Source organism: Stenotrophomonas sp. NPDC047960, assembly GCF_043204395.1.
GTDB lineage: Bacteria > Pseudomonadota > Gammaproteobacteria > Xanthomonadales > Xanthomonadaceae > Stenotrophomonas.
Window position 1 is genome coordinate 1,078,982 of the sequence record NZ_JBIDBX010000001.1, and the last position, 18,844, is coordinate 1,097,825.

The following is an 18,844-nucleotide window of genomic DNA, read 5'->3' on the forward strand; positions in this document are numbered from 1 at the left end:
CAGCTGCAATCTAGAAAGACTGGCCCGCGCTTCTGCGTGGACTGCTCTGGCACGTTCCCCCTGCCGTATGCGCATGGTAACGACACAGGCGGGGGCAAATGCAAGGGCAAATCCGGCCAATTTTCATGACGTCATCACGCGGCCGTCATCCGTTCTGCATACGCCCGGGGATGCGGGGTGCGGACGCTCCTCAACGGGTCACAGCGTCTGCGGCCTGGAACGCAGCGTCGAAAAGGCGCTGCACGGGCGGGCCCATTTCACCTGCGAGCACCGTGAGCAGGAACAACCCCAACAGCAGGGCGACCGGCAGGCCCAGCTGGATCGGATTGAGCGCGGGTGCGGCACGTGCCAGCACGCCGAAGGCCAGGTTCACCGCCAACATGGCCACGGTGATCGGCAGGGACAGGCTCAACGCCCCACGCAGCACCTGCAGCAGGAAGTCGGGCGCCGCACCCAGGAACGCATCGATGTTGGGCAGCGAGGCCCCGATCGGCACGGCTTTGTAGCTGTCCATGAGCAGCGAGATCAACGCCAGATGACCATTGGCGGCAAAGAACAGCAGGCCGAACAACAGGTAGAACCACTGCCCGATCACACCCGAGGTGCCGCCGCGCATGGGATCGCTCATCTGCGCGAAGGCCAGGCCGGTGCCCTGCGAGACCAGTTCACCGGCCATGGCGCCGGCTTCGAACACCAGCCGCAGCAGGAAGCCGATGGACACGCCGATGGCCAGTTCGCGCGCGATGCTGAGCACGGTGGCGGCATCGAAACCGGTCCAGGCAGGTACCGGCGGCAGCATCGGCGACAGCGCGATGGCCAGTGCGCCGGAGAGCATGACGCGCACCCGGTTGGGCACCGCGCGGCTGCCGACCAGCGGCATGGCCATGATCATGGCGCCGATGCGCAGCATGGTCCACAGCACGGTGCCGATCATGCCGAAGGCGTTGAGCCCGTCGGCGGCCATCTGGGTTGCCGAATCCATCGCGCGGCTATCCGATCAGGTGCGGTATGCGCTGGAACAGCAGCGTGGTGTACTCGACCAGGTGACCGATCAGCAGGCTGCCGAGCGCGAACAGCACGGCGGTCAGTGCGGCCGCCTTGGCCACGAAGGCGATGGTGGGTTCATTGAGCTGGGTGGCAGCCTGCACCACGCCGACCACTACGCCGACGATCAGCACGGTCAACAGCAGCGGTCCAGCCACCCACAGCACGGTTATCAGGCCACCGCGCAGTTCGGTCAGGGCAAGTTCGGGCGTCATGGCGGCCTCAGACGGCGTTGAAGCTGGCGGCGAGGGTGCCGACCACCAGCACCCAGCCGTCGACCAGCACGAACAGCAGGATTTTGAACGGCGCGGAGACCAGCATCGGCGAGAGCATCATCATGCCCATCGACATCAGTACGCTGGCCACGACCAGGTCGATGATCACGAACGGGATGAAGATCAGGAAGCCGATTTCAAAGGCGGTTTTCAGTTCGCTGGTGACGAAGGACGCGACCAGCACCGGGAACGGAATGGCGTCGGGGCTCGCGTAGGTGCCATGCCCGGCCATGCCGGCGAAGGTCATCAGGTCGGTTTCGCGGATCTGGGCCAGCATGAAGGCGCGCAGCGGCTGGGTGGTCAGGGTCCAGGCGGTCTGGAAATCGATCTCGCCGTTGAGATAGGGCGCCATGCCGCTGCCCCAGGCTTTCTGCCACACCGGCAGCATCACCATGGCGGTCAGGAACAGGGCCAGGCCGAGCAGGACCTGGTTGGACGGGGTCTGACCGGTACCCAGCGCCTGGCGCAGCAGGCCGAGCACGATGATGATGCGGGTGAAGGCGGTGAGCACCAGCAGCATCGACGGGATCAGGGTGATCGCGGTCATCAGCAGCAGGGTCTGCAGCGGCAGGCTGACCGGCTGGCTGCCGATCCTGCCGACATTCACGTCCGGCAGCGCGGGGCTGCCGGGCAGGCCGGGCGCGGCCATGGCCAGCGCGGGCAGCGCGCACAGCAGCAGGGTCAGCAGCAACGGCAGGTAACGGGTCCAGGGTGCTCGGGGGCCACGCATGATCATGTTTCCTTGCGCAGCCGCTGTTGCAGCAGCTGGGCGAAATTCGGCAGGTTCTTGAAATCCGGCAGGCGTGCCGGTTCCGGGGTCGGCAGCGGCTCGGGCAGGCGGTGCAGGGTGTTGATGCCGCCCGCAGTGACGCCGAGCAGCAGCTGTTCGCCGTTGACATCCACGACGACGACGCGCTCCTTGGCACCCACGTTGAGGCTGGCCACCACGCGCAGGCCGTCGGCAGGCTTGAAGCCGCTGCCCGGCATGCGCTTGAGCACCCAGCCCAGGCCGACGATCAGGGCAAGCACGGCCAGCAGTGCAAGCACGGCACCGAACATGCTGGGTGCTGCCGCGGCGTGCTGGCCCACCTTGGCGGCCGGTGCGCCGGAGGCAATGAGTGCCAGGGCGGTCAACGCAGTCTCCGGATCCGTTCGCTGGGGCTGACCACGTCGGTCAGGCGCACGCCGAAGCGGTCGTTGATGACCACCACTTCGCCGTGGGCGATGAGGGTGCCGTTGACGAACACGTCGAGCGATTCGCCGGCGCCACGTTCCAGTTCGACCACCGAGCCCTGGTTGAGCTGCAGCAGGTTGCGGATGGGCAGGCGGGCGCGGCCGACTTCCAGCGACAGCGTGACCGGTACGTCGAGGATCACGTCGAGGTTCAGATCCGGGCCGCCGCTGGTATCGTCGGAGTGCAGGGTGGTGAACTGCGCCGGTGCCGGTTCGTTGGTTTCGATGTCGTCGTTCATTGCGGGTCTTCCTGGATAACGGGAGCACGCGGGCGGGTGCCCGGGGGGTGGGTAGCGGTGATCTTCACGGCGTTCATGCCGTTGGCCACGCCGAACTGGCCGGTGAACACGGGGATGTTCTCCACGCACAGCGGCACCTGCGGGGGCAGGTCGATCGGCAGGATGTCGCCGATCTTCAGCCGGGTCAGGTCGCGCAGGCTCATGCGCTTGGTGGCGAGCACGCTGGACAGGGTGACTTCGGCGACATTGAGCTGTTCGCGCAGCATGGTGCCCCAGCTTTCGTCGCGGTCGTTGCGGTCGCTCTGGATGCCGGCGTCGAGCAGCTCTCGGATCGGTTCGAGCATCGAGTACGGCAGGGTGACGTGGATGTCGCCGCCACCGCCGTCAAGTTCGACATGCAGGCGGCAGACCACGACGTATTCGCGTGGGGTGACGATGTTGGCGAAGTGGGGGTTGATCTCGGAATTGATGTATTCCAGCTCGACATCCATCACCGGGGCCCAGGCTTCGCGCAGGTCGGCGAAGGTCTGCTTGAGCAGGAGATGGATGACCCGCATTTCGGTGGCGGTGAATTCGCGGCCTTCGATGCGGGTGGGGTAGCGTCCGTCGCCGCCGAAGAAGTTGTCGACGATGGCGAAGACCAGGGTCGGCTCGAAGACGATCAGGCCGGTGCCGCGCAGGGGTTTGAAGCGGATCAGGTTGAGGTTGGTCGGGACATACAGGGAGTGCATGTAGTCGTTGAACTTGATCAGCTCGATGCCGCGCACGGATAGTTCGGCGGAGCGGCGGATAAGGTTGAACAGCCCGATGCGCCAGAGGCGGGCAAAGCGCTCGTTGACCATTTCCAGGGTCGGCATGCGGCCCCGGATGATGCGGTCCTGGCTGGCAAAATCGTAGTTGCGCGCTTCGCCGGGGGCGATGGCGTCGACTTCGGTTTCGACGGCGCCGGAATCCACGCCATGCAGCAGGGCATCGATTTCGTCCTGGGAAAGCAGGTCGTTCATGGGATGCCCTTACTGGGTGACGAAGCTGGTGAACATCAGTTCGTCGACGCCCTTGCTGCCTGTTTCGGCTTTGAGCAGTTTCTGCACTTCGGCCAGGGAATCGGCCTGGAGGCGTTCTTTGCCGGCGCGGTCGGCGATCTGGGCCGGTTCGACCTGGGAGAACAGCATGAGCAGTCTGGCGCGGATGGCGGGGGCATGGAGCTTGATGGCTTCCAGGGCGGCCGGGTCGCGGGTCATGAGCTGGACTTCGACCTGGAGGTAGCGGGGGCCGTCGAAGCTGCTGCTGAGGTTGACGACGAACGGGGGTTCGAGGCCGAAGTACTGGGCGGGGGCGGGGACGGCCGATTTGGCGGTGGCGGCTTTGGCGGGGGTCTTCTCGTCGTGGGACTGGGTGAAGTACCACACGCCGCCACCGGCGGCGCCAGCGGCGACGACGGCGATCAGGGCGGTGACAAGGAGGGGGCTGCGCGGCTTGGCGGCCTTGTCCTTGTCGGTGGATTTCTTGGTTTTGTCAGCGGCTGCGGCCACGAGGGGAAGCTCCATAGGATTGCTTCCTGGCTACATGCAAAGGGTGTGCCGTAATGCGCCGGTGTTCCGTTGTCGGGAATTTGACGGTCTGGCGTCAACGTCAACGTCAACGTCAAAGGCGTCGGCTGTGCGCTGTCTGAGGGCTTGGCGGGTCGGTGTCCCATTGACGGGGGAAAAACCAAATGCAAAACCGGTGCGCTGGTCGGGCGCCCGGTATTGGCCTGTCTTTCGGTAGGGCCCGACCGTTGGTCGGGCCGGCTTTACGCGTATGCGTCGACCAATCCGCGTTGGCGCATCAACTGAGATGGCGAAATCGTCGTTTCGGCTAATGCCGGGTCGCCGTCGGTGGTTCCGTGGCCGGCCTGGCCACCGCCGGTTTTGCCATCCTGCGCGGTCTGCTGGTGTCCAACGTCGGCGTTGCCCAGCTGGAATCCCTGCTCGTTCAACATTTCGCGCAGGCGCGGGATGCTGGATTCGAGGGCGTGGCGGACGTCGGCGTGGGCGCTGCTGAAGCTGGCGTGGACCTTGTCGCCGTCCATCTGGAGGCGCACTTCGATCTGGCCGAGGTCGTGCGGGGTGACCTTGATGGTGGCGTGGCCGATTTTCTGGTCGGCGAGCCAGCCGATGCGGGTGCTAATGGCATCGTCAAAGTCGTCGCCGCCGATGTGCGGGGTGGCGGTGGGATCGCCCTGGAACGGGGTGCTGGCGGTGGCGGCGGCTTTGAGTTCGGCGGCGGCGTGAAGGGCGTGCAGGAGCGGGGTGGTGGGGGCGTCGGTGTCGCCGCCGGCGTTGGCGATGGCGTCGGTGAGGGCTTTGGGCAGGGGGATGTCTTCGGCGGCTTCGGCGTCCAGCGGCAGGGCGATGGGAGCGGGTTTGCTGTCGGCGGCTGCGATCGCGCCCGGCAACGCCGGCGTTGTCGGGGTGGTCGTGGCGGTCGGCAGGGTGGGCAGGGCGGGATCTGCCTTGGCCAGGGCGGCGGCATCGGCGTTGGCCGCGGGGGCTGCCATCACCGTGGCCGGTTCGAGCCCGGCCAGGGCCAGGCCGGCGAGGCCAAGCGGGGGCCAGGGCGCGGCGTCGGTGTCGTCGCTGGGCTCGCTGCTTGCCGGCGTGTCGGTGGCTGCAGTGGACGGCGCGGCCGCCGGGGCCGCTTCTTCGGTCGGTTCGTCGTTGCCCGGGCTGCGCTTGGCGTCGCCTGGGGCCTTGCCGCCGGCGTCGGCGGTGCTGGGCGTGTTGGTGGCGGCTTTGGCCGGGATGTCCTTGCTGCCGCTGTCGGGCTTGAGCAGGGCGTCAAAGTCCCGTCGGTCGTTGCCGCTGGTCGTGCTGCGCGCGCTGGAGCTGGTGGAGGTGGCGCTGCTGCCGGCGGTGGCGCCGGCACTGCTGCCGAGCAGACTGGGGGGCATCACGGGGCGTCTCCGCTGTCGGTGTCTTCGGCACGGGCCAGGCGGCTGCGGCGGGCACCGAGGTCGTCCATTTCGCGTTGGTCACGGCGGTCGACCAGCACTTTTTCCTGGGCGCGGTAGCTGGCGGCGAGCTGTTCGAGCACGGCTTTGTCGCGGCTGGCCAGGATCAGGCGGGCGCGCTCCGCTTCGACCTTTTCGCGGTTGCTGTCGACGGTCTGGCGCTGCTGGGCGACGGCGGTGTCGAGTCGGTCGAGGAAGGCGCGGCGGTTGAGCAGCTGGGCCGGGCTGGTGGCGGCCATCTGTGCGTTGGCATATTCCTCGGCATAGCGGCGTAGTTCTTCCAGGCGCGAGAGGTGGGTGTCGAGCACGCGCTGGCGTTCTGCGAGGTCGCGGGCGACTTCGTCTTCGTGGTCCTGGGCCCGCTTGAGCAGGGGGTCGATGCGCTTGGATTGCATGGGTTAGCCCTCAGGTTCCACCAGGCGCTTGAGTGCAGCCTGGCTGTGCGGCAGGTCGGCGGCCTTGCCGACGTCCTGGCCGAGGAAATCGACAATGTCCGACCAGCGTTCCAGTGCTTCGTCGGTGGCCGGATCGTTGCCGCGCTGGTAGGCGCCGATGGCGATCAGGTCGCGGTTGCTGGAGTAGGCCGAGACCAGGCGCTTGAGCTTGCGGATGCGCAGGCGCCAGGGTTCGTCGGCGATCTCGGTGACGACGCGGCTGACCGACGATTCGACGTCGATGGCCGGGTACAGGCCGCTGTCGGCCACCCGGCGCGAGAGCAGGATGTGGCCGTCGAGGATGGCGCGGGCGGCATCGGCGATCGGGTCCTGCGGGTCGTCGCCTTCGGTCAGCACGGTGTAGAAGGCGGTGATCGAGCCGCGGCCCTTGGCACCGTTGCCGGCGCGTTCGACCAGCGCAGGCAGCTTGGCAAACACCGACGGCGGGTAGCCGCGGGTGGTCGGAGGTTCGCCGACCGACAGGCCGATTTCGCGCTGGGCCTGGGCAAAGCGGGTCAGCGAGTCCATCAGCAGCAGGACGTTCAAGCCCTGGTCGCGGAACCATTCGGCGATCGCAGTGGCGCGGTAGGCGCCGTGCAGGCGGGCCAGCGGTGGGCGGTCGGCGGGGCTGGCCACCACCACGGCGCGGCGCAGGCCTTCTTCGCCCAGGGTGCTTTCGACGAAGTCGCGCACTTCGCGGCCACGTTCACCAATCAGGCCGACCACGATCACGTCGGCGGCGGTGTAACGGGTCATCATGCCGAGCAGGGTGGACTTGCCGACGCCGGAACCGGCAAACAGCCCCACGCGCTGGCCACGGCCGATGGGCAGCAGGGCGTTGATGGCGCGAACGCCCACGTCGAGCGGCTGGGTGATCGGTTCACGGGCGAGCGGGTTGATCGAGACCCCGGCCATGCCGACCGTGCCTTCGGCGCGGATCGGACCCTTGCCGTCGAGCGGGACGCCGTCGCTGTCGATGACGCGGCCAAGCAACCCTTCGCCCACTTCCACGCCGCCGCGGCCCAGCGAGGGCACCACGCGGGCGTTGGGCAGCAGGCCATGCAGTTCGGCGCTGGGCATGAGGTAAGTGCGCTCACCGGCGAAGCCGACGACTTCGGCATCGACCCAGCCACCGTCGGCGACTTCGACTTTGCAGCTGGCACCCATCGGCGATTCGCAGCCGACCGCTTCCAGGGTCAGGCCGACCGCGCGGCGCAGCACGCCTTCGCGGATCAGGCCGCGGCCATGCGCGCCGTCGGGCTGGATGCCGTCCAGTCGCGCGGCCAGGCGCAGGTTGCGCGCAGCCAGCCAGTCCGCCGCCGGCGGGGGCAGGGAGTCAGGGTTCATGCGCTGGCTCCGGATTTACGCAGCACCGCATCCAGCGCGCCGCGCAGGCGCGCTTCAAGGGTGCCATCAATGCGTACGGCCTCGGCATGCACGCGCAGGTCGCCGCGGCTGAGGGTGAGGTCGGCGGTGAGGCGCTGGGTGGGCGACAGCTGCAGCAGCGGGGCCAGTGCGGCAATGTCGTCAGGGTGCAGCCGCACTTCGACTTCCCGGTTCGCACCGCCGACCGCGTCGACCGCTTCGCTGACCAGCTGTGCGAGCAGGGCCGGGTCGGCCTCGTAGGCGCGACCGACCAGGGTCCCGGCGATGCGCACGGCCAGTTCGCCGAGCGCGGCCACTACCTCATTTTCCAGCCGCGCCAGCGGGCGGCCGAAGTTGTCCAGGATGCCTTCGATCTGCGCGACCAGGCGGCGCACTTCGGCCTGGCCCTGGGCCTGGCCGTCGGCGTGTCCCTGTTCGAAGCCATCCTTTTCCGCAGCCTCCTGGATCGCCTGGATTTCCTCCAGGGTCGGCAGCTGCAGCAGTGGTTCGGGCTCGTGTTCGGCAACCGGTCCGTCGAGATCGTAATGGTCGTCCTGCGGCGCAGCAGGAGCCGCCAGCAGGTCCGGGGCAAGCCAGCGCACGGCGTGGTTCACAGCATGGCCTCCGCGTTGCCGCCAATCGTGACGGTCCCCTCATCGGCCATGCGCTTGACGATGGCCAGGATCTCGCGCTGCGCGGTTTCCACATCCGACAGCCGCACCGGACCGCGCGCCTCCATGTCTTCGAGCAGGATTTCCGCGGCACGTTGGGACATGTTGCGGGTGATCTTGTCGCGCACCTTGATGTCGGCGCCGCGCAGCGCCAGGCCCAGGCGTTCGCCACTCACTTCGCGCAGCACCAGCTGCAGTTCGCGGTCTTCCAGGTCGATCAGGTCGTCGAACACGAACATCTTTTCCTGGATACGCGCGCTCAGCGGCGCATCGATGCGCGAGATCTCGCCCAGAATCGCCTGGTCCTGGCCGCTGTCCATGAAGTTGAGGATGTTGGCCGCGCACTGCACGCCACCGATGTTGGACGACTTCAGGTTCTGGTTGCCGGCAAACTGGCGCTCCATGATTTCGTTGAGTTCGTTCAACGCGTTGGGCGGGATGCCGTCGAGGGTCGCGATGCGCAGCAGCACGTCGACCCGGGTGCGTTCGGGCAGCAGCTTGAGCGCGTCGGCAGCCTGGTCGGTCTCCAGGTGCGCCATCACGATGGCGATGATCTGCGGGTGCTCGTTGCGGACCAGGTCTGCGACCGCGCGTGGATCCATCCACTTCAGCGCGTCCAGGCCGGTCGTGTTGCGGCCCAGCAGGATGCGGTCGATCAGGTTGCCGGCCTTTTCCGTGCCCAGCGCCTGCACCAGCATGTTGCGTATGTAATCGTCAGAGCCGACGCCGAGCGAAGTCTTGGAGCCCAGTTCGGCGTTGAACTGGTCCATCACCCGTTCGACCTGGTCGCGGGTGATGTCACTCATCGTTGCCATGGCGATACCGATCTTCTGTACTTCCTTGGGTTCCATGTGGCGCAGCACGTCGGCTGCTTCCACTTCACCCAGGGACAGCAGCAGCACGGCCGCGCGCTGGACGCCGCTCAGCGGGGCCGGGGGGGCGGCGGGATCAATCATTGGCCACCCAGCCCTTGACCACCTGGGCCACGCGCTTGGAATCGGTCTTTACAGCTTCACGCGCCATGCGCAGTCGTTCCTCGTAGGAGTCCACGGGCAATGCCAGCGGCTCATGCCCTGAAAGGTTTACCCGGTCCGAGGCGAGCTGCGGCAGGCCTTCGCCATCGTCCACCAGCTGTACGTCGGCGCTGTGCGGCTCCAGGTTGTCGTCCTTGACGAGCTTCCTTGGCGTACCGGTGATCGAGCGCAGCGCCGGGCGCAGCACGCCGAACACCAGCGCCAGCACCACGATGGCGCCGAGCAGCAGGCGCAGTCCATCCTGCACCTGCGGCAGCTCCCACCACTTGGGGCCTTCGACGGGGATGACCTCACGCACGAACGGGGCGTTCATGACCGACACGGTGTCACCGCGCTCGGCGTCGAAGCCCACTGCCTGCTTGACCAGTGCTTCGACCCGGGTGAGCTCGGCCGCCGACAGCGGCTGTTCGGTGGTCTTGCCGTTGGCGCCGGGGCGCGGCACGTTGTCCAGCAGCACCGCCACGGAAACGCGTTTGATGCGGCCGGCCGGCTGGCGGGTGTGCTGGAGGGTGCGGTCCAGCTCGTAATTGCGGGTGGCGTTGCGTGCAGTTTCGGTCGGCGTGGCGGCGGTAGCCGGCGCGGCAGCCGGGCCCGGCGGGGTGTTGCTGGCCGCACCCGGTACACCCTGTGGGCCAGGAGTACTGGTGCTGTTTTCGCTGGTCTGTTCGCTGCGCAGCTTCTGCGGCTCGCCGTTGTACAGCTCACGGGCTTCTTCGGTGACCGAGAAGTCCATGTCCACGCTGACTTCCGGGTTGACCCGGCCCGGGCCGGTCATCGGCTCGAGGAGTTCGCGGATGCGCTGGTTGAACGAGGTTTCCTGGCGCCGCACCTGCTCGAACTGGGCGGCGTTGACCGCCGCTTCGCTGTTGGGGTCGGACACACTGAGCATGCGTCCGCTCTGGTCCACCACGGTGACCCGTTCGGCGGCCAGGTCGGGAATGCTGGCGGCCACCATGTGCACGATGGCGTCAATCTGGCCGCGCTCAAGCTGTTGGCCGCCGCGCAGTTCCAGCACCACCGAGGCGCTGGCGACGTCGCGCTGCCGGGTGAAGGCACTGGGCTTGGGAATGGCCAGGTGCACACGCGAATCGCGCACCGGGCGCAGGGTATTGATGGTGCGCGACAGTTCGGTTTCCAGCGAATGCTGATAGCGCGCGTTCTCCATGAACTGGCTGACCCCGAAGCCGGGGTCGCGCTCCATCAACTCGAAGCCAAGCCTGCCGCTGTCGGTCAGGCCGGAGCCGGCCAGCTTGAGGCGCGCATCGTGCAGGTTCTTTTCCGGCACGGTGATGCCGCCGGTGGCGGGGTCCAGCTCGAACGGAATCTGCGCGGCACGCAGCAGGTCGGTGGCTTCGGCGGTGGCCTTCTGGTCCAGGCCGGTGTAAAGCGGAACCATACCCGGCTTCTGCGACCAGAAGAACACGAACAGGCCTGCCGCAACGGCCACGGCGATCATCGCCATCAGGCCGAGCCGACGGGTGATCTGCAGGCTTTGCAGCCGGTCGAACCACTGGCCCGCCTTTTCGGCGTTCAGGGATTCCTTGGTGAGCGACAGGGCCATGCGTTTCTATCCTTACAGCGGCATGTTCATCACGTCCTGGTAAGCCTGGACGAGACGGTTGCGGACTTCCACGGTGGCGCGGAAGGCGATCTGGGACTGCTGCGAGGCGACCATCACCTTGGCCAGGTCGGCGCCCGGTTCACCCAGCTCGAAGGCGCGGGCCAGTGCGCCGGACTTCTGCTGGGCCTCGTTGACCCCGGCGATCGCCCCGCGCAGGGTCTCGGTGAAGCTCGGGCCCTGGACATCGCGCGGCGCCACCAGCCCCTGCAGGGCGTTGGTCTGGGGAGTCTCGGCCAGCGGGCTGGCTACGGACTGCCCGACCTGGGTCTGGTAGGTGCGGATCTGGGAGAGAATCGAGGTGACGGAGTGTGACATCTGGAACGTTCCGGCTGTTTGGGGGTTTCGAGTGATGACGTTGCAAGCCCCGTGCCGAAACGGCTGAGTGGTTCAGCGATGTGGTGATGGCGCCGTGTGAAGGCCTGCGGCGCAACCGGTTACAGGACAGGCGCGACGGAATGCCGCTGCGTCAAGGCGACGCGGGGCAGGTGACGGAACCCCGGCGTCGGGAAACCGTCGCCGGGATTCGAAGCCGGCATCCGGTGGCGCTGTTGGCCGGCGCACATCAAGTCCGGAGGTCACCTGGCCCGCCAGCGGCGGCGATGTGCCCGTTGAAATGAAGACGCCCGGGAGGCCCGGGCGTCCGTTGCTTCATTGCGGCGGAGCGTTACCAGGTGAACCCGACGCCACCACCCACGGAGCTCTCGCCGCTGCTCTTCGAAACTCCCGCTGAGGCGGAGAACCCCTTGGTAAAGCGATGGCGGAATCCAACCGCGACGGCGTTGGATCCTTCCGACCGACCTACGCCAACGCCGAACCAGCTTTCGCCTTCCGCTTCGGGCGAGCCCAGGGAGTGGACCTGGGCGGTCGCCATGGCCGCCTGGCGGCTGATCCGGCGGTCCATGTTGCGGAGGCTCTCGTCCATGCCGTTCAAACGGTCGTCAATGCCCACGAAACGGTCATTGGCTTCCGCTTTGAACTGCGCCAGGTCCGCAGCAGCGCTGTTGGCCAATCCGCCGATCTGGTTGATCTGTTGATCGGTGTAGGTATTGGCCGCCGCAAGCGTGGTGGCTGCTGTATCGTTGAGCTGGCTCACGTTCACCGCATCAGTATCGTTGACGCCCGCGGCAACGTTGGTGACCTTGCGCTCGGCGCCGGCCGCACCGACCGACACGGTGTTGTCTTCGCCAGCCACGGATCCAGCACCCAACGCCACCGAATTGGCAGCCGTCGCGCTGGCGGCGTTGCCGATGGCAGTGCTGTCGGCGCCGGACGCGACCGCGCCGGTACCGAACGCGTGGGCGTTGGCTGCGCTCGCGGCGGAGTTTGCACCAAACGACATCGAGTTCTCGCCTGACGCAGCACTGTTGAAGCCCACGGCGGTAGCCGCAGTGGCGCTTGCCGCGGCACTGCGGCCGATGGCACTGCTGAAGTCACCCGATGCGTTGGCAATCCCACCTACGGCGACGGAGTTGCCGCCGCCAGCGGCACTGTCGGTACCGAACGCGGTGCCCAGGCCGCCCGCAGCTGTTGCGCCATCGCCGCACGCAAAGGCGCTCCCGCCGGTAGCCGTAGGCGCCGTGCCCCCGGTCTGGTCGCAGACCGATTGGGCCATCACAGGTGCGGAAGTAGACAGGAACACGCCCAGCGCTGCGCCGATGATGGCGAGGGAACGTGCGGAGGAGGCGCGCGAAACGCCACGCAATGCAATGCTATACCAGGAACGATCCATGGCGGAAATCCTCGGGTGACAGCGCACCCGGCCGGGTCTGTCCGGTCGAGCGAACTGCGTGAATCCCCCGATTCCCCGCGTGCCGGAGCGTGTCGTTGGCCCCTGCACGCGGCTGCTGGCGACGCTATGCCCGTGGCCGTCATGACGGAGTGAAGGTCCGCACTGATCTGCCATCGTGATCTAGGACGGCTCCGTCGGCTGGATCTTCTACAGGTACTGAAGACAGACGGTCACGGATGACACGATTGTTGCGCTCGCTTTGGAATGTCCCGCCCAGAACGGACAAGGCCCGGAAAAAACCGGGCCTTAAGGGGTTTGAGCAGGTCGGCAGTGGTGTCGTGCGTTGATTTCGAAGTAGTCGCCATGGACGGTACCCTCTGTGGGCGCGCATGCCGTGCTTTCACGAGTGCGTGAGCGGCGCGTCATAAACCCCCGGTTCCCCGACGTGCGCTGCAATCGAGCTCAACGTTCATCGGGTATCCGCAGGATGACCGCGCCTTCATTACACGGGAGTGAACGCTGCGGCCCATCAACCCGCCAGTTCGGACTGGTCGCGCTCAATGCCGTATTTGCGCAACTTTTCCACCAGCGTGGTACGGCGCAACCCAAGCAGCTGGGCGGCATGTGCCACCACCCCCTGCGTGCGTTCCAATGCCTCGTTGATCAGGTTCAACTCGATGTTGGCCATATGGTTGCGCAGATCGAGCCCTGCATCGGGCAGGGCAGGTGCCTTGCCATTGGCGGCGGCACCGTTCGTCACCGCACCGGCGTCCGCTGCCGGGGCATGGAACGAGAAGCTGCGCAGATCCAGCCGGTCGTCGCCTGCCGCAGCCACCGGGGCCGCCACCGCAACCGGCGCCGTGACCGCGAAATCACCCCGATACCGCGCCGGCAGGTCCTGCACCCGGACGTTGCCACCGGGATGCAGCACGGCGAGGCGCTCCACCAGGTTGGTCAGCTCGCGCACATTGCCCGGCCATTCGTAGCTGGCCAGCGCCTGCAGCGCTTCCGGGCTGAAGCGCACTTCGCCACGCCCGGTGCGTGCCAGCTGGCCGGCAATGGTGCCCACCAGCGCGGGCAGGTCTTCACTGCGATCACGCAACGCCGGCACTTCGATCGGGAACACATTGAGCCGATAGAACAGATCCTCGCGGAACTTGCCATCGGCGATACGCGATTCAAGGTCGCGGTGGGTGGCCGCGATCACGCGCACGTTGCAGCGGATGGTCTGGTTGCCGCCCACGCGCTCGAAGCTGCGCTCCTGCAGTACACGCAGCAGCTTCACCTGCATCGGCAGGCTCATGTCGCCGATTTCATCCAGCAACAGGGTGCCGCCTTCAGCCATTTCGAAGCGACCCTTGCGGGCACTCAGCGCGCCGGTGAAGGCGCCCTTTTCGTGACCGAACAGTTCGCTTTCCAGCAGGTCGGCCGGAATCGCACCGCAGTTGATCGCCACGAAGGGTCCATCGCGGCGCGGGGAGCGCTGGTGGATCGAGCGCGACACCACTTCCTTGCCGGTACCCGATTCGCCCAGCACCAGCACGGTGGTGTCAAAGGCCGCCACCTGCTCGATCATCTGGCGCAGTGCGCTGACCGCTGCACCGTCGCCGGTCGGTCCCTGGTCCTGGCTGGCACCGGCCTGGTGCTCGGCATCGAGCCGCTTCAGGCTGGCCCGGCGCAGCAGGGCTTCCATCTGTGCATGCCGCAGCGGAGCTTCCAGCGGCCATACGTTGGCCTCATGCAGACCATGCCGCTGGGCGAACGCGGCGGCGTCGCCGTCAATCAACATCACCGGCGGCGGCAATGCGCCCTGGCCGGCCCAGGCGAACAGCGCTTCACAGCGCGCGCCCGGCTCCAGCCCGCCGATGATGACGGCCATCCAGTCGGTGGCGCGGTGGCGGGCAGTATCGAAATCGGCCGCGTCGGCAATCCAGCGCGGGTTGAAGTCCATGAATTCCAGCAGGCCAACGGTGCGCTCTGCACGCACGGCGTCGTTGTCGAGCACCAGGATGCGCGACTCGCTCATGGCGTGGGCTCCTTCAAGCCCTCCAGGATCGGCATGACCTCCTGGATGTAGGACAGCTTGCTCACGAAATTGTCGGCGCCGGCACGCAGGGCGTGCTCGCGGTGTTCGACGTCGTCGAAGTGGCTGGCGATGACGATGTACGGCGCATCATCCTGGGTCTTGATCAGGCGGGTCGCCTGCAGTCCGCCCATTTCCGGCATGGCCAGGTCCATCAGCACTACCTGCGGGCGCAGCGATTCGGAACGCTCGATGGCTTCCAGGCCATTGCCGGCGCTACCGACCACATCCAGCCAGTCCACCTTGCGGAAGTGGCGCATGGCGGCGTTGATGAAGCCCTCGTGGTCATCGACCAGCAGGACGGTGAGCTTGTTCATGTCGTGTACTTCCTTCAGCCCACCCGGGCCAGTAGCGGGGTGCGGGCATTGTGCCGGCGGCGGTCCCGGGCCGGGGCGATGTCCAGTTGTTCGCGGTATTTTGCAACGGTTCGACGCGCAATGTTCACGCCCTGGCGTGACAGAAGTCCCGCAATGGCTTCATCAGCCAGCGGCCGACCGGCCGGTTCGGCGTCGATCAGCCGCCGGACCATGGCCTTCACGGCCTGGCCGGAGACGCTGGCCCCCTCCAGCCGCACGGCAAAGAAGTGCTTCAGCTCCAGGGTGCCGCGCGGGGTCTGCAGGTACTTGCCGGTCGTGATGCGCGACACGGTCGACTCATGCATGCCGATGGCGTCGGCCACTTCCTTCAGGGTCAGCGGCGCCATGGCCTCTTCGCCGCGCGTAAGGAAGCCGGCCTGGCGCTCGATGATGACGCGTGTGGTGCGCAGCAGGGTGTCGTAGCGCATGGACAGGCCACGGGTGAGCCAGCGGGCTTCCTGCAGCATGTCGCGCAGCGGCTGGGCGCTGTCGCCAGCATCGGCCAGGGCACTCTCGTAGGTCGCGTTGATGCTCAGGCGGCGGCTGGTGGCCGGGTTGAGCGCCACGCGCCACTGGCCGTCGGCGTGCCAGGCGACCACGTCCGGGATCACCGCGCCGGCCGTATCCGGCAGCAGGCTGTCGCCCGGGCGCGGCTGCAGCGACAGGATCAGACGCACCGCTTCGTGGATGTCGGCCACTTCGGCGTCCAGCTGGCGGGCCAGGGCAGGGTAGTCGTGTGCAGCCAGGGCTTCCAGGCCATGGTCCAGCACGCGCAGGGCCAGGGGGCGGGCCGGCACGCGGCCGTGCAGGGCGCGCAGCTGGACCGAGAGGCATTCGTGCAGGTCGCGGGCGGCCAGGCCGGCCGGGTCGCCCTGCAGGATCTGCTGGCGAACCGCTTCCACGCCGGCAGCGTCGACATCGCAGTGGGCGCTGGCCAACAGGGTCAGCTGCTCCAGCGGCGCGTCCAGGTAGCCGGCATCGTCGCAGTGCTCCAGCCAGAAGCGGGCGACCGCCAGCTCGCGTGCACCCAGTTCCAGCGACAGACGCTGCAGGGCACGCAGCTGCGGGTCGCTGGATTCGTCGGCGGCGATGCGCTGCAGACGGTCGTCGTCACCATCGTGCCAACTGGCACCGGCCACGTCCCACATCGCCGGTTCGGGCAGTTCGTCGAAGGCGGCCACCTCCACCGTGGCCCCGGCCTCGCCGGTTTCCGCGGTTTCGGGCGCAGGCGCCTCTTCCAGCTCCAGCAGCGGGTTGGTGTCCAGTGCGCGGCGGATTTCCAGCTCCAGCTGCATGCCATCCAGCTGCAGCAGTCGGATCGACTGCAGCAATTGCGGCGTGAGGTGCAGCTGCTGACCCATCTGGGTCGACATCATCGGCTTCATATGGTGTATCCCCGTCGCACCGACTCCCCGGTGCGTTATGGAACACATCTTGCTTGTGATCTCGCAGGGGCGAAATCAGGGGGTTCCCTAGCGGGGTCGTCAGCTTCCCGACAGTGTGTAGGGAGATTCCTTACAGGATGTCTGGTTATTTGACGCTGTGCGCGGGTTGAAGCGTGATTTCCGGGGGCCTTCCGGCGGCACCCGGTTCAAAAAGCCGACGACGATGGCCGCTGAGTCCGGTGCGTGTCGGGGAATCGACGGCAGCTATTCCAGTTCGTGCTGGTGACGGGCGGCGAGCAGCAGCAGGTCGTTGGCGCGGCGGCAGCCCAGCGATTCCATCATGCGGGCGCGGTGGGTTTCCACCGTCTTGACGCTGATGCCCAGGTCGGCGGCGATTTCCTTGTTGCTCTCGCCCTTGCCGATCTGGCGCAGGATCTCCCGCTGGCGCGGCGATAGCGCGGCGACACCGACCGGCTTTTCCTTGCCCAGCATGGGCGCAAGCATCTTTGCCGAGATCTGCGGGCTCAGGAAGACCTGGCCGGCGTGCGCCGCGCGCAGGGCCAGCTCCAGTTCCTGCGGTGCCGCGTCCTTGACCACGAACCCGACCGCGCCGCGGTCCAGGGCGTCGCGCACGTGCACGGCGTCGTCATGCATGGTCATCATCACCACCCGGGTGCCGGGGGCGCGCACCAGGATGTCGCTCAGCGCTTCCAGCCCGGTACGGCCGGGCAGGGACAGGTCCATCAGGATGACATCGGGTGAATGCAGCAGTGCCATTTCAAGCGCCTGCTGTGCATTGCTGGCCTCTGCGGCGACGTCCACGTCGGCAAAGCCCTGGAGCAGGCGGCTGAGGCCGGCGCGGACCAGGGTGTGATCGTCGACGATGAGAACGCGCACGGGCAAAGGCGATGTGAAGACAAGAAGTTCTTCACATTAGCCTAGCGCGGGGCCCAAGCCAAGCGCGGGTAGCCCCGGGCGGCGGCGCGATCGGCTCCACCGCCTGGCCGGGCAACCCGTCAGCCGCTGGCTTTTATCGCAAGCGCCGGGAATCTGCCACCTGCCGCCGGTGGAGGCGGAACAGGTGCCGCTCCAGGGCCATTTCCAGGCCGTCGCTCATGGGCTCGAAGCGCAGCCAGAGGAAACAGGAGCCGGACCCGGTGGCCGCCTCGGCCAGCACGGCCACGGGCAGGTCGATATGGTCGGGCAGCCAGTCGCAGGGCTGCAGGCGGATCACCCCCAGGCTGCCGGCAGGCGCACCGGTGCGCGCACCCAGCTCCAGCCGGATGCCCCGGCGCGACCACCGCAGCGGGCGCAGGTCCAGGTCCTGGGCGCTCTGCCGCACCAGCCGGCCGAGCAGGACCATGGTCAGGTCCAGCTTGGCTTCCAGGCGTTGCAGCTGGGTGCTGGATTCGCCGCGGTCGTCGTGGCCGTCGTCGCCCCGGGAATCCTCGACCAGGGCAACGCTGCGCAGCAGGGTTTCGGCGCTGCCCGGGCGGATCACGCTGGTGCCCAGGCGGAATTCGGCGGGCAGGGCGACATCGCAGCTCAGCGTTTCATCGAACAGCTCGCTTTCGGCCGGATGATGGATGTCGCTGGGGCGAAGGTCGCTCATGTCAGGGATTCTGCCCGGAGGTAGGCGAGGGACGCGCGAACGGCGCGTCGGTCGGCGGTGATGTGGGTCGCCGCTTCGTCGCGGCGGGCGGCCATGCGGATGCTGAGCTGCTGCTGGCGGGCGATCAGCCCACGCAGCGAGCCGGCGTCGATCCGCGCATCGTGTTCGTCCAGGTACGCCCGTACCTGCTGGTCGTAGGCATCCATGAGGCGCTGGGTGAGGTCGTGGTCCTCGCCTTCAACGGCGCGCGACAACTCGTCCAGCGCGTCGTGCAGGGGTGGCAGAACGTCGGTGGCGAGTGCGGCACGCATCAGGCGCCTGCCGCAGCGGGCTGGCGCTGGTCATGCGGGATGGCGTTCCACGCCGAATCAATCTCGGTCAGCAGTTGCAGGGCTTCCTGCAGGGCGGCGCCGTCATTGTGCAGGTTGGCGTCGGTCAGGCGCTGCATGACGTAGTCGTACAGGGCCGACAGGTTGCCGGCGATGTCGCCGCCTGCTTCGTGGTCGAGCGAACCATTGAGGTGACCGACGATGGCGCAGGCCTCGCCGATCGCCTTGCCCTTGCGGGCCTGGTCATTGCGCTCCAGGCAGGCTTCGGCCAGGCGGATGCGCTCGCACGCGCCGGTCAGCAGCATGGCGACCAGTTTGTGCGGGTCGGCATCGTTGACGGCGCTGGACACGCCGACCTTTCGGTACTGCTCTGCGAACTGACGGCTGGAACCGTACATTGGGAATCTCTCCTCTGGGCCCCACGCCGACAATCAGATGGTGG

Annotated in this window: 22 protein-coding genes; all 22 read right to left on the reverse strand. The window is 67.4% G+C overall.

Annotation, left to right across the window (positions count from 1 at the left end; all coding sequences use genetic code 11):
• Positions 1-190 precede the first annotated feature (190 nt).
• Positions 191-982 carry a flagellar biosynthetic protein FliR gene (gene fliR / locus ACGFZ3_RS05095; RefSeq protein WP_392917252.1) on the reverse strand — a complete coding sequence of 264 codons (792 nt, stop codon included), beginning with the start codon at positions 980-982 and terminating at the stop codon, positions 191-193.
• A 7-nt stretch (positions 983-989) separates the two neighbouring features.
• The gene (locus ACGFZ3_RS05100; RefSeq protein WP_017356083.1) at positions 990-1,259 is read right to left on the reverse strand and encodes a flagellar biosynthetic protein FliQ; all 270 of its coding nucleotides are present in this window, start codon (positions 1,257-1,259) and stop codon (positions 990-992) included.
• Between the two features lie 7 nt (positions 1,260-1,266).
• On the reverse strand, positions 1,267-2,049 hold the full coding sequence (gene fliP, locus ACGFZ3_RS05105) for a flagellar type III secretion system pore protein FliP (protein ID WP_392917256.1): 783 nt from the start codon (positions 2,047-2,049) through the stop codon (positions 1,267-1,269).
• 2 nt (positions 2,050-2,051) lie between these two features.
• A complete protein-coding gene (fliO, locus tag ACGFZ3_RS05110) occupies positions 2,052-2,453 on the reverse strand; it encodes a flagellar biosynthetic protein FliO (protein ID WP_392917259.1) in 402 nt (133 codons plus the stop codon).
• A complete protein-coding gene (gene fliN / locus ACGFZ3_RS05115; protein ID WP_392917262.1) occupies positions 2,450-2,791 on the reverse strand; it encodes a flagellar motor switch protein FliN in 342 nt (113 codons plus the stop codon). The genes fliO and fliN overlap by 4 nt, the downstream gene beginning before the upstream one ends.
• Positions 2,788-3,795, reverse strand: coding sequence for a flagellar motor switch protein FliM (gene fliM, locus ACGFZ3_RS05120; protein ID WP_392917265.1), 1,008 nt, complete (start codon positions 3,793-3,795; stop codon positions 2,788-2,790). The genes fliN and fliM overlap by 4 nt, the downstream gene beginning before the upstream one ends.
• A gap of 9 nt (positions 3,796-3,804) precedes the next feature.
• Positions 3,805-4,338: a flagellar basal body-associated protein FliL gene (fliL, locus tag ACGFZ3_RS05125; RefSeq protein WP_392917268.1), complete on the reverse strand. Its 534-nt coding sequence runs from the start codon at positions 4,336-4,338 to the stop codon at positions 3,805-3,807.
• A gap of 245 nt (positions 4,339-4,583) precedes the next feature.
• Entirely contained in the window at positions 4,584-5,723 is a 1,140-nt protein-coding gene (locus tag ACGFZ3_RS05130) for a flagellar hook-length control protein FliK (protein ID WP_392917604.1), read from the reverse strand.
• Entirely contained in the window at positions 5,723-6,178 is a 456-nt protein-coding gene (gene fliJ, locus ACGFZ3_RS05135; RefSeq protein ID WP_392917271.1) for a flagellar export protein FliJ, read from the reverse strand. Before fliJ ends, ACGFZ3_RS05130 begins: the two co-directional genes overlap by 1 nt.
• A 3-nt stretch (positions 6,179-6,181) precedes the next feature.
• Entirely contained in the window at positions 6,182-7,564 is a 1,383-nt protein-coding gene (locus ACGFZ3_RS05140; RefSeq protein WP_392917274.1) for a FliI/YscN family ATPase, read from the reverse strand.
• Positions 7,561-8,196, reverse strand: a complete 636-nt coding sequence (locus tag ACGFZ3_RS05145) for a FliH/SctL family protein (protein ID WP_392917276.1) — start codon at positions 8,194-8,196, stop codon at positions 7,561-7,563. Before ACGFZ3_RS05145 ends, ACGFZ3_RS05140 begins: the two co-directional genes overlap by 4 nt.
• Entirely contained in the window at positions 8,193-9,179 is a 987-nt protein-coding gene (fliG, locus tag ACGFZ3_RS05150) for a flagellar motor switch protein FliG (RefSeq protein ID WP_392917607.1), read from the reverse strand. The genes ACGFZ3_RS05145 and fliG overlap by 4 nt, the downstream gene beginning before the upstream one ends.
• A gap of 22 nt (positions 9,180-9,201) precedes the next feature.
• Complete coding sequence (fliF, locus tag ACGFZ3_RS05155; RefSeq protein WP_392917279.1) at positions 9,202-10,848, reverse strand: flagellar basal-body MS-ring/collar protein FliF; 1,647 nt, start codon at positions 10,846-10,848, stop codon at positions 9,202-9,204.
• A 12-nt stretch (positions 10,849-10,860) separates the two neighbouring features.
• The gene (fliE, locus tag ACGFZ3_RS05160) at positions 10,861-11,223 is read right to left on the reverse strand and encodes a flagellar hook-basal body complex protein FliE (RefSeq protein ID WP_392917281.1); all 363 of its coding nucleotides are present in this window, start codon (positions 11,221-11,223) and stop codon (positions 10,861-10,863) included.
• Positions 11,224-11,572: 349 nt separating this feature from the next.
• The gene (locus ACGFZ3_RS05165; RefSeq protein ID WP_392917284.1) at positions 11,573-12,637 is read right to left on the reverse strand and encodes a YadA-like family protein; all 1,065 of its coding nucleotides are present in this window, start codon (positions 12,635-12,637) and stop codon (positions 11,573-11,575) included.
• A 529-nt stretch (positions 12,638-13,166) separates the two neighbouring features.
• Entirely contained in the window at positions 13,167-14,663 is a 1,497-nt protein-coding gene (locus tag ACGFZ3_RS05170; protein ID WP_392917287.1) for a sigma-54 dependent transcriptional regulator, read from the reverse strand.
• The gene (locus tag ACGFZ3_RS05175) at positions 14,660-15,037 is read right to left on the reverse strand and encodes a response regulator transcription factor (protein ID WP_068851692.1); all 378 of its coding nucleotides are present in this window, start codon (positions 15,035-15,037) and stop codon (positions 14,660-14,662) included. The genes ACGFZ3_RS05170 and ACGFZ3_RS05175 overlap by 4 nt, the downstream gene beginning before the upstream one ends.
• A 14-nt stretch (positions 15,038-15,051) precedes the next feature.
• A complete protein-coding gene (rpoN, locus tag ACGFZ3_RS05180; RefSeq protein ID WP_392917291.1) occupies positions 15,052-16,461 on the reverse strand; it encodes an RNA polymerase factor sigma-54 in 1,410 nt (469 codons plus the stop codon).
• 264 nt (positions 16,462-16,725) lie between these two features.
• A complete protein-coding gene (locus tag ACGFZ3_RS05185; protein ID WP_392917294.1) occupies positions 16,726-17,358 on the reverse strand; it encodes a response regulator in 633 nt (210 codons plus the stop codon).
• Positions 17,359-17,491: 133 nt separating this feature from the next.
• On the reverse strand, positions 17,492-18,073 hold the full coding sequence (locus ACGFZ3_RS05190; protein WP_392917297.1) for a PilZ domain-containing protein: 582 nt from the start codon (positions 18,071-18,073) through the stop codon (positions 17,492-17,494).
• Positions 18,070-18,384 (reverse strand): hypothetical protein, encoded by a 315-nt coding sequence (locus ACGFZ3_RS05195; protein WP_392917300.1) that lies wholly within the window; start codon positions 18,382-18,384, stop codon positions 18,070-18,072. Before ACGFZ3_RS05195 ends, ACGFZ3_RS05190 begins: the two co-directional genes overlap by 4 nt.
• Positions 18,384-18,800, reverse strand: a complete 417-nt coding sequence (gene fliS / locus ACGFZ3_RS05200) for a flagellar export chaperone FliS (protein ID WP_392917303.1) — start codon at positions 18,798-18,800, stop codon at positions 18,384-18,386. The genes ACGFZ3_RS05195 and fliS overlap by 1 nt, the downstream gene beginning before the upstream one ends.
• Positions 18,801-18,844 lie beyond the last annotated feature (44 nt).

Bases quoted from the DNA above. Each gene is read 5' to 3' on its own strand.
- fliP (WP_392917256.1), bottom strand. From the start codon at position 2,049: ATGCGTGGCCCCCGAGCACCCTGGACCCGTTACCTGCCGTTGCTGCTG.
- fliL (WP_392917268.1), bottom strand. From the start codon at position 4,338: ATGGAGCTTCCCCTCGTGGCCGCAGCCGCTGACAAAACCAAGAAATCC.
- ACGFZ3_RS05100 (WP_017356083.1), bottom strand. From the start codon at position 1,259: ATGACGCCCGAACTTGCCCTGACCGAACTGCGCGGTGGCCTGATAACC.
- ACGFZ3_RS05190 (WP_392917297.1), bottom strand. From the start codon at position 18,073: ATGAGCGACCTTCGCCCCAGCGACATCCATCATCCGGCCGAAAGCGAG.
- ACGFZ3_RS05140 (WP_392917274.1), bottom strand. From the start codon at position 7,564: ATGAACCCTGACTCCCTGCCCCCGCCGGCGGCGGACTGGCTGGCTGCG.
- ACGFZ3_RS05195 (WP_392917300.1), bottom strand. From the start codon at position 18,384: ATGCGTGCCGCACTCGCCACCGACGTTCTGCCACCCCTGCACGACGCG.
- fliS (WP_392917303.1), bottom strand. From the start codon at position 18,800: ATGTACGGTTCCAGCCGTCAGTTCGCAGAGCAGTACCGAAAGGTCGGC.
- ACGFZ3_RS05165 (WP_392917284.1), bottom strand. From the start codon at position 12,637: ATGGATCGTTCCTGGTATAGCATTGCATTGCGTGGCGTTTCGCGCGCC.
- ACGFZ3_RS05170 (WP_392917287.1), bottom strand. From the start codon at position 14,663: ATGAGCGAGTCGCGCATCCTGGTGCTCGACAACGACGCCGTGCGTGCA.
- rpoN (WP_392917291.1), bottom strand. From the start codon at position 16,461: ATGAAGCCGATGATGTCGACCCAGATGGGTCAGCAGCTGCACCTCACG.
- fliJ (WP_392917271.1), bottom strand. From the start codon at position 6,178: ATGCAATCCAAGCGCATCGACCCCCTGCTCAAGCGGGCCCAGGACCAC.
- fliM (WP_392917265.1), bottom strand. From the start codon at position 3,795: ATGAACGACCTGCTTTCCCAGGACGAAATCGATGCCCTGCTGCATGGC.
- ACGFZ3_RS05130 (WP_392917604.1), bottom strand. From the start codon at position 5,723: ATGCCCCCCAGTCTGCTCGGCAGCAGTGCCGGCGCCACCGCCGGCAGC.
- fliR (WP_392917252.1), bottom strand. From the start codon at position 982: ATGGATTCGGCAACCCAGATGGCCGCCGACGGGCTCAACGCCTTCGGC.
- fliN (WP_392917262.1), bottom strand. From the start codon at position 2,791: ATGAACGACGACATCGAAACCAACGAACCGGCACCGGCGCAGTTCACC.
- fliF (WP_392917279.1), bottom strand. From the start codon at position 10,848: ATGGCCCTGTCGCTCACCAAGGAATCCCTGAACGCCGAAAAGGCGGGC.
- ACGFZ3_RS05175 (WP_068851692.1), bottom strand. From the start codon at position 15,037: ATGAACAAGCTCACCGTCCTGCTGGTCGATGACCACGAGGGCTTCATC.
- fliE (WP_392917281.1), bottom strand. From the start codon at position 11,223: ATGTCACACTCCGTCACCTCGATTCTCTCCCAGATCCGCACCTACCAG.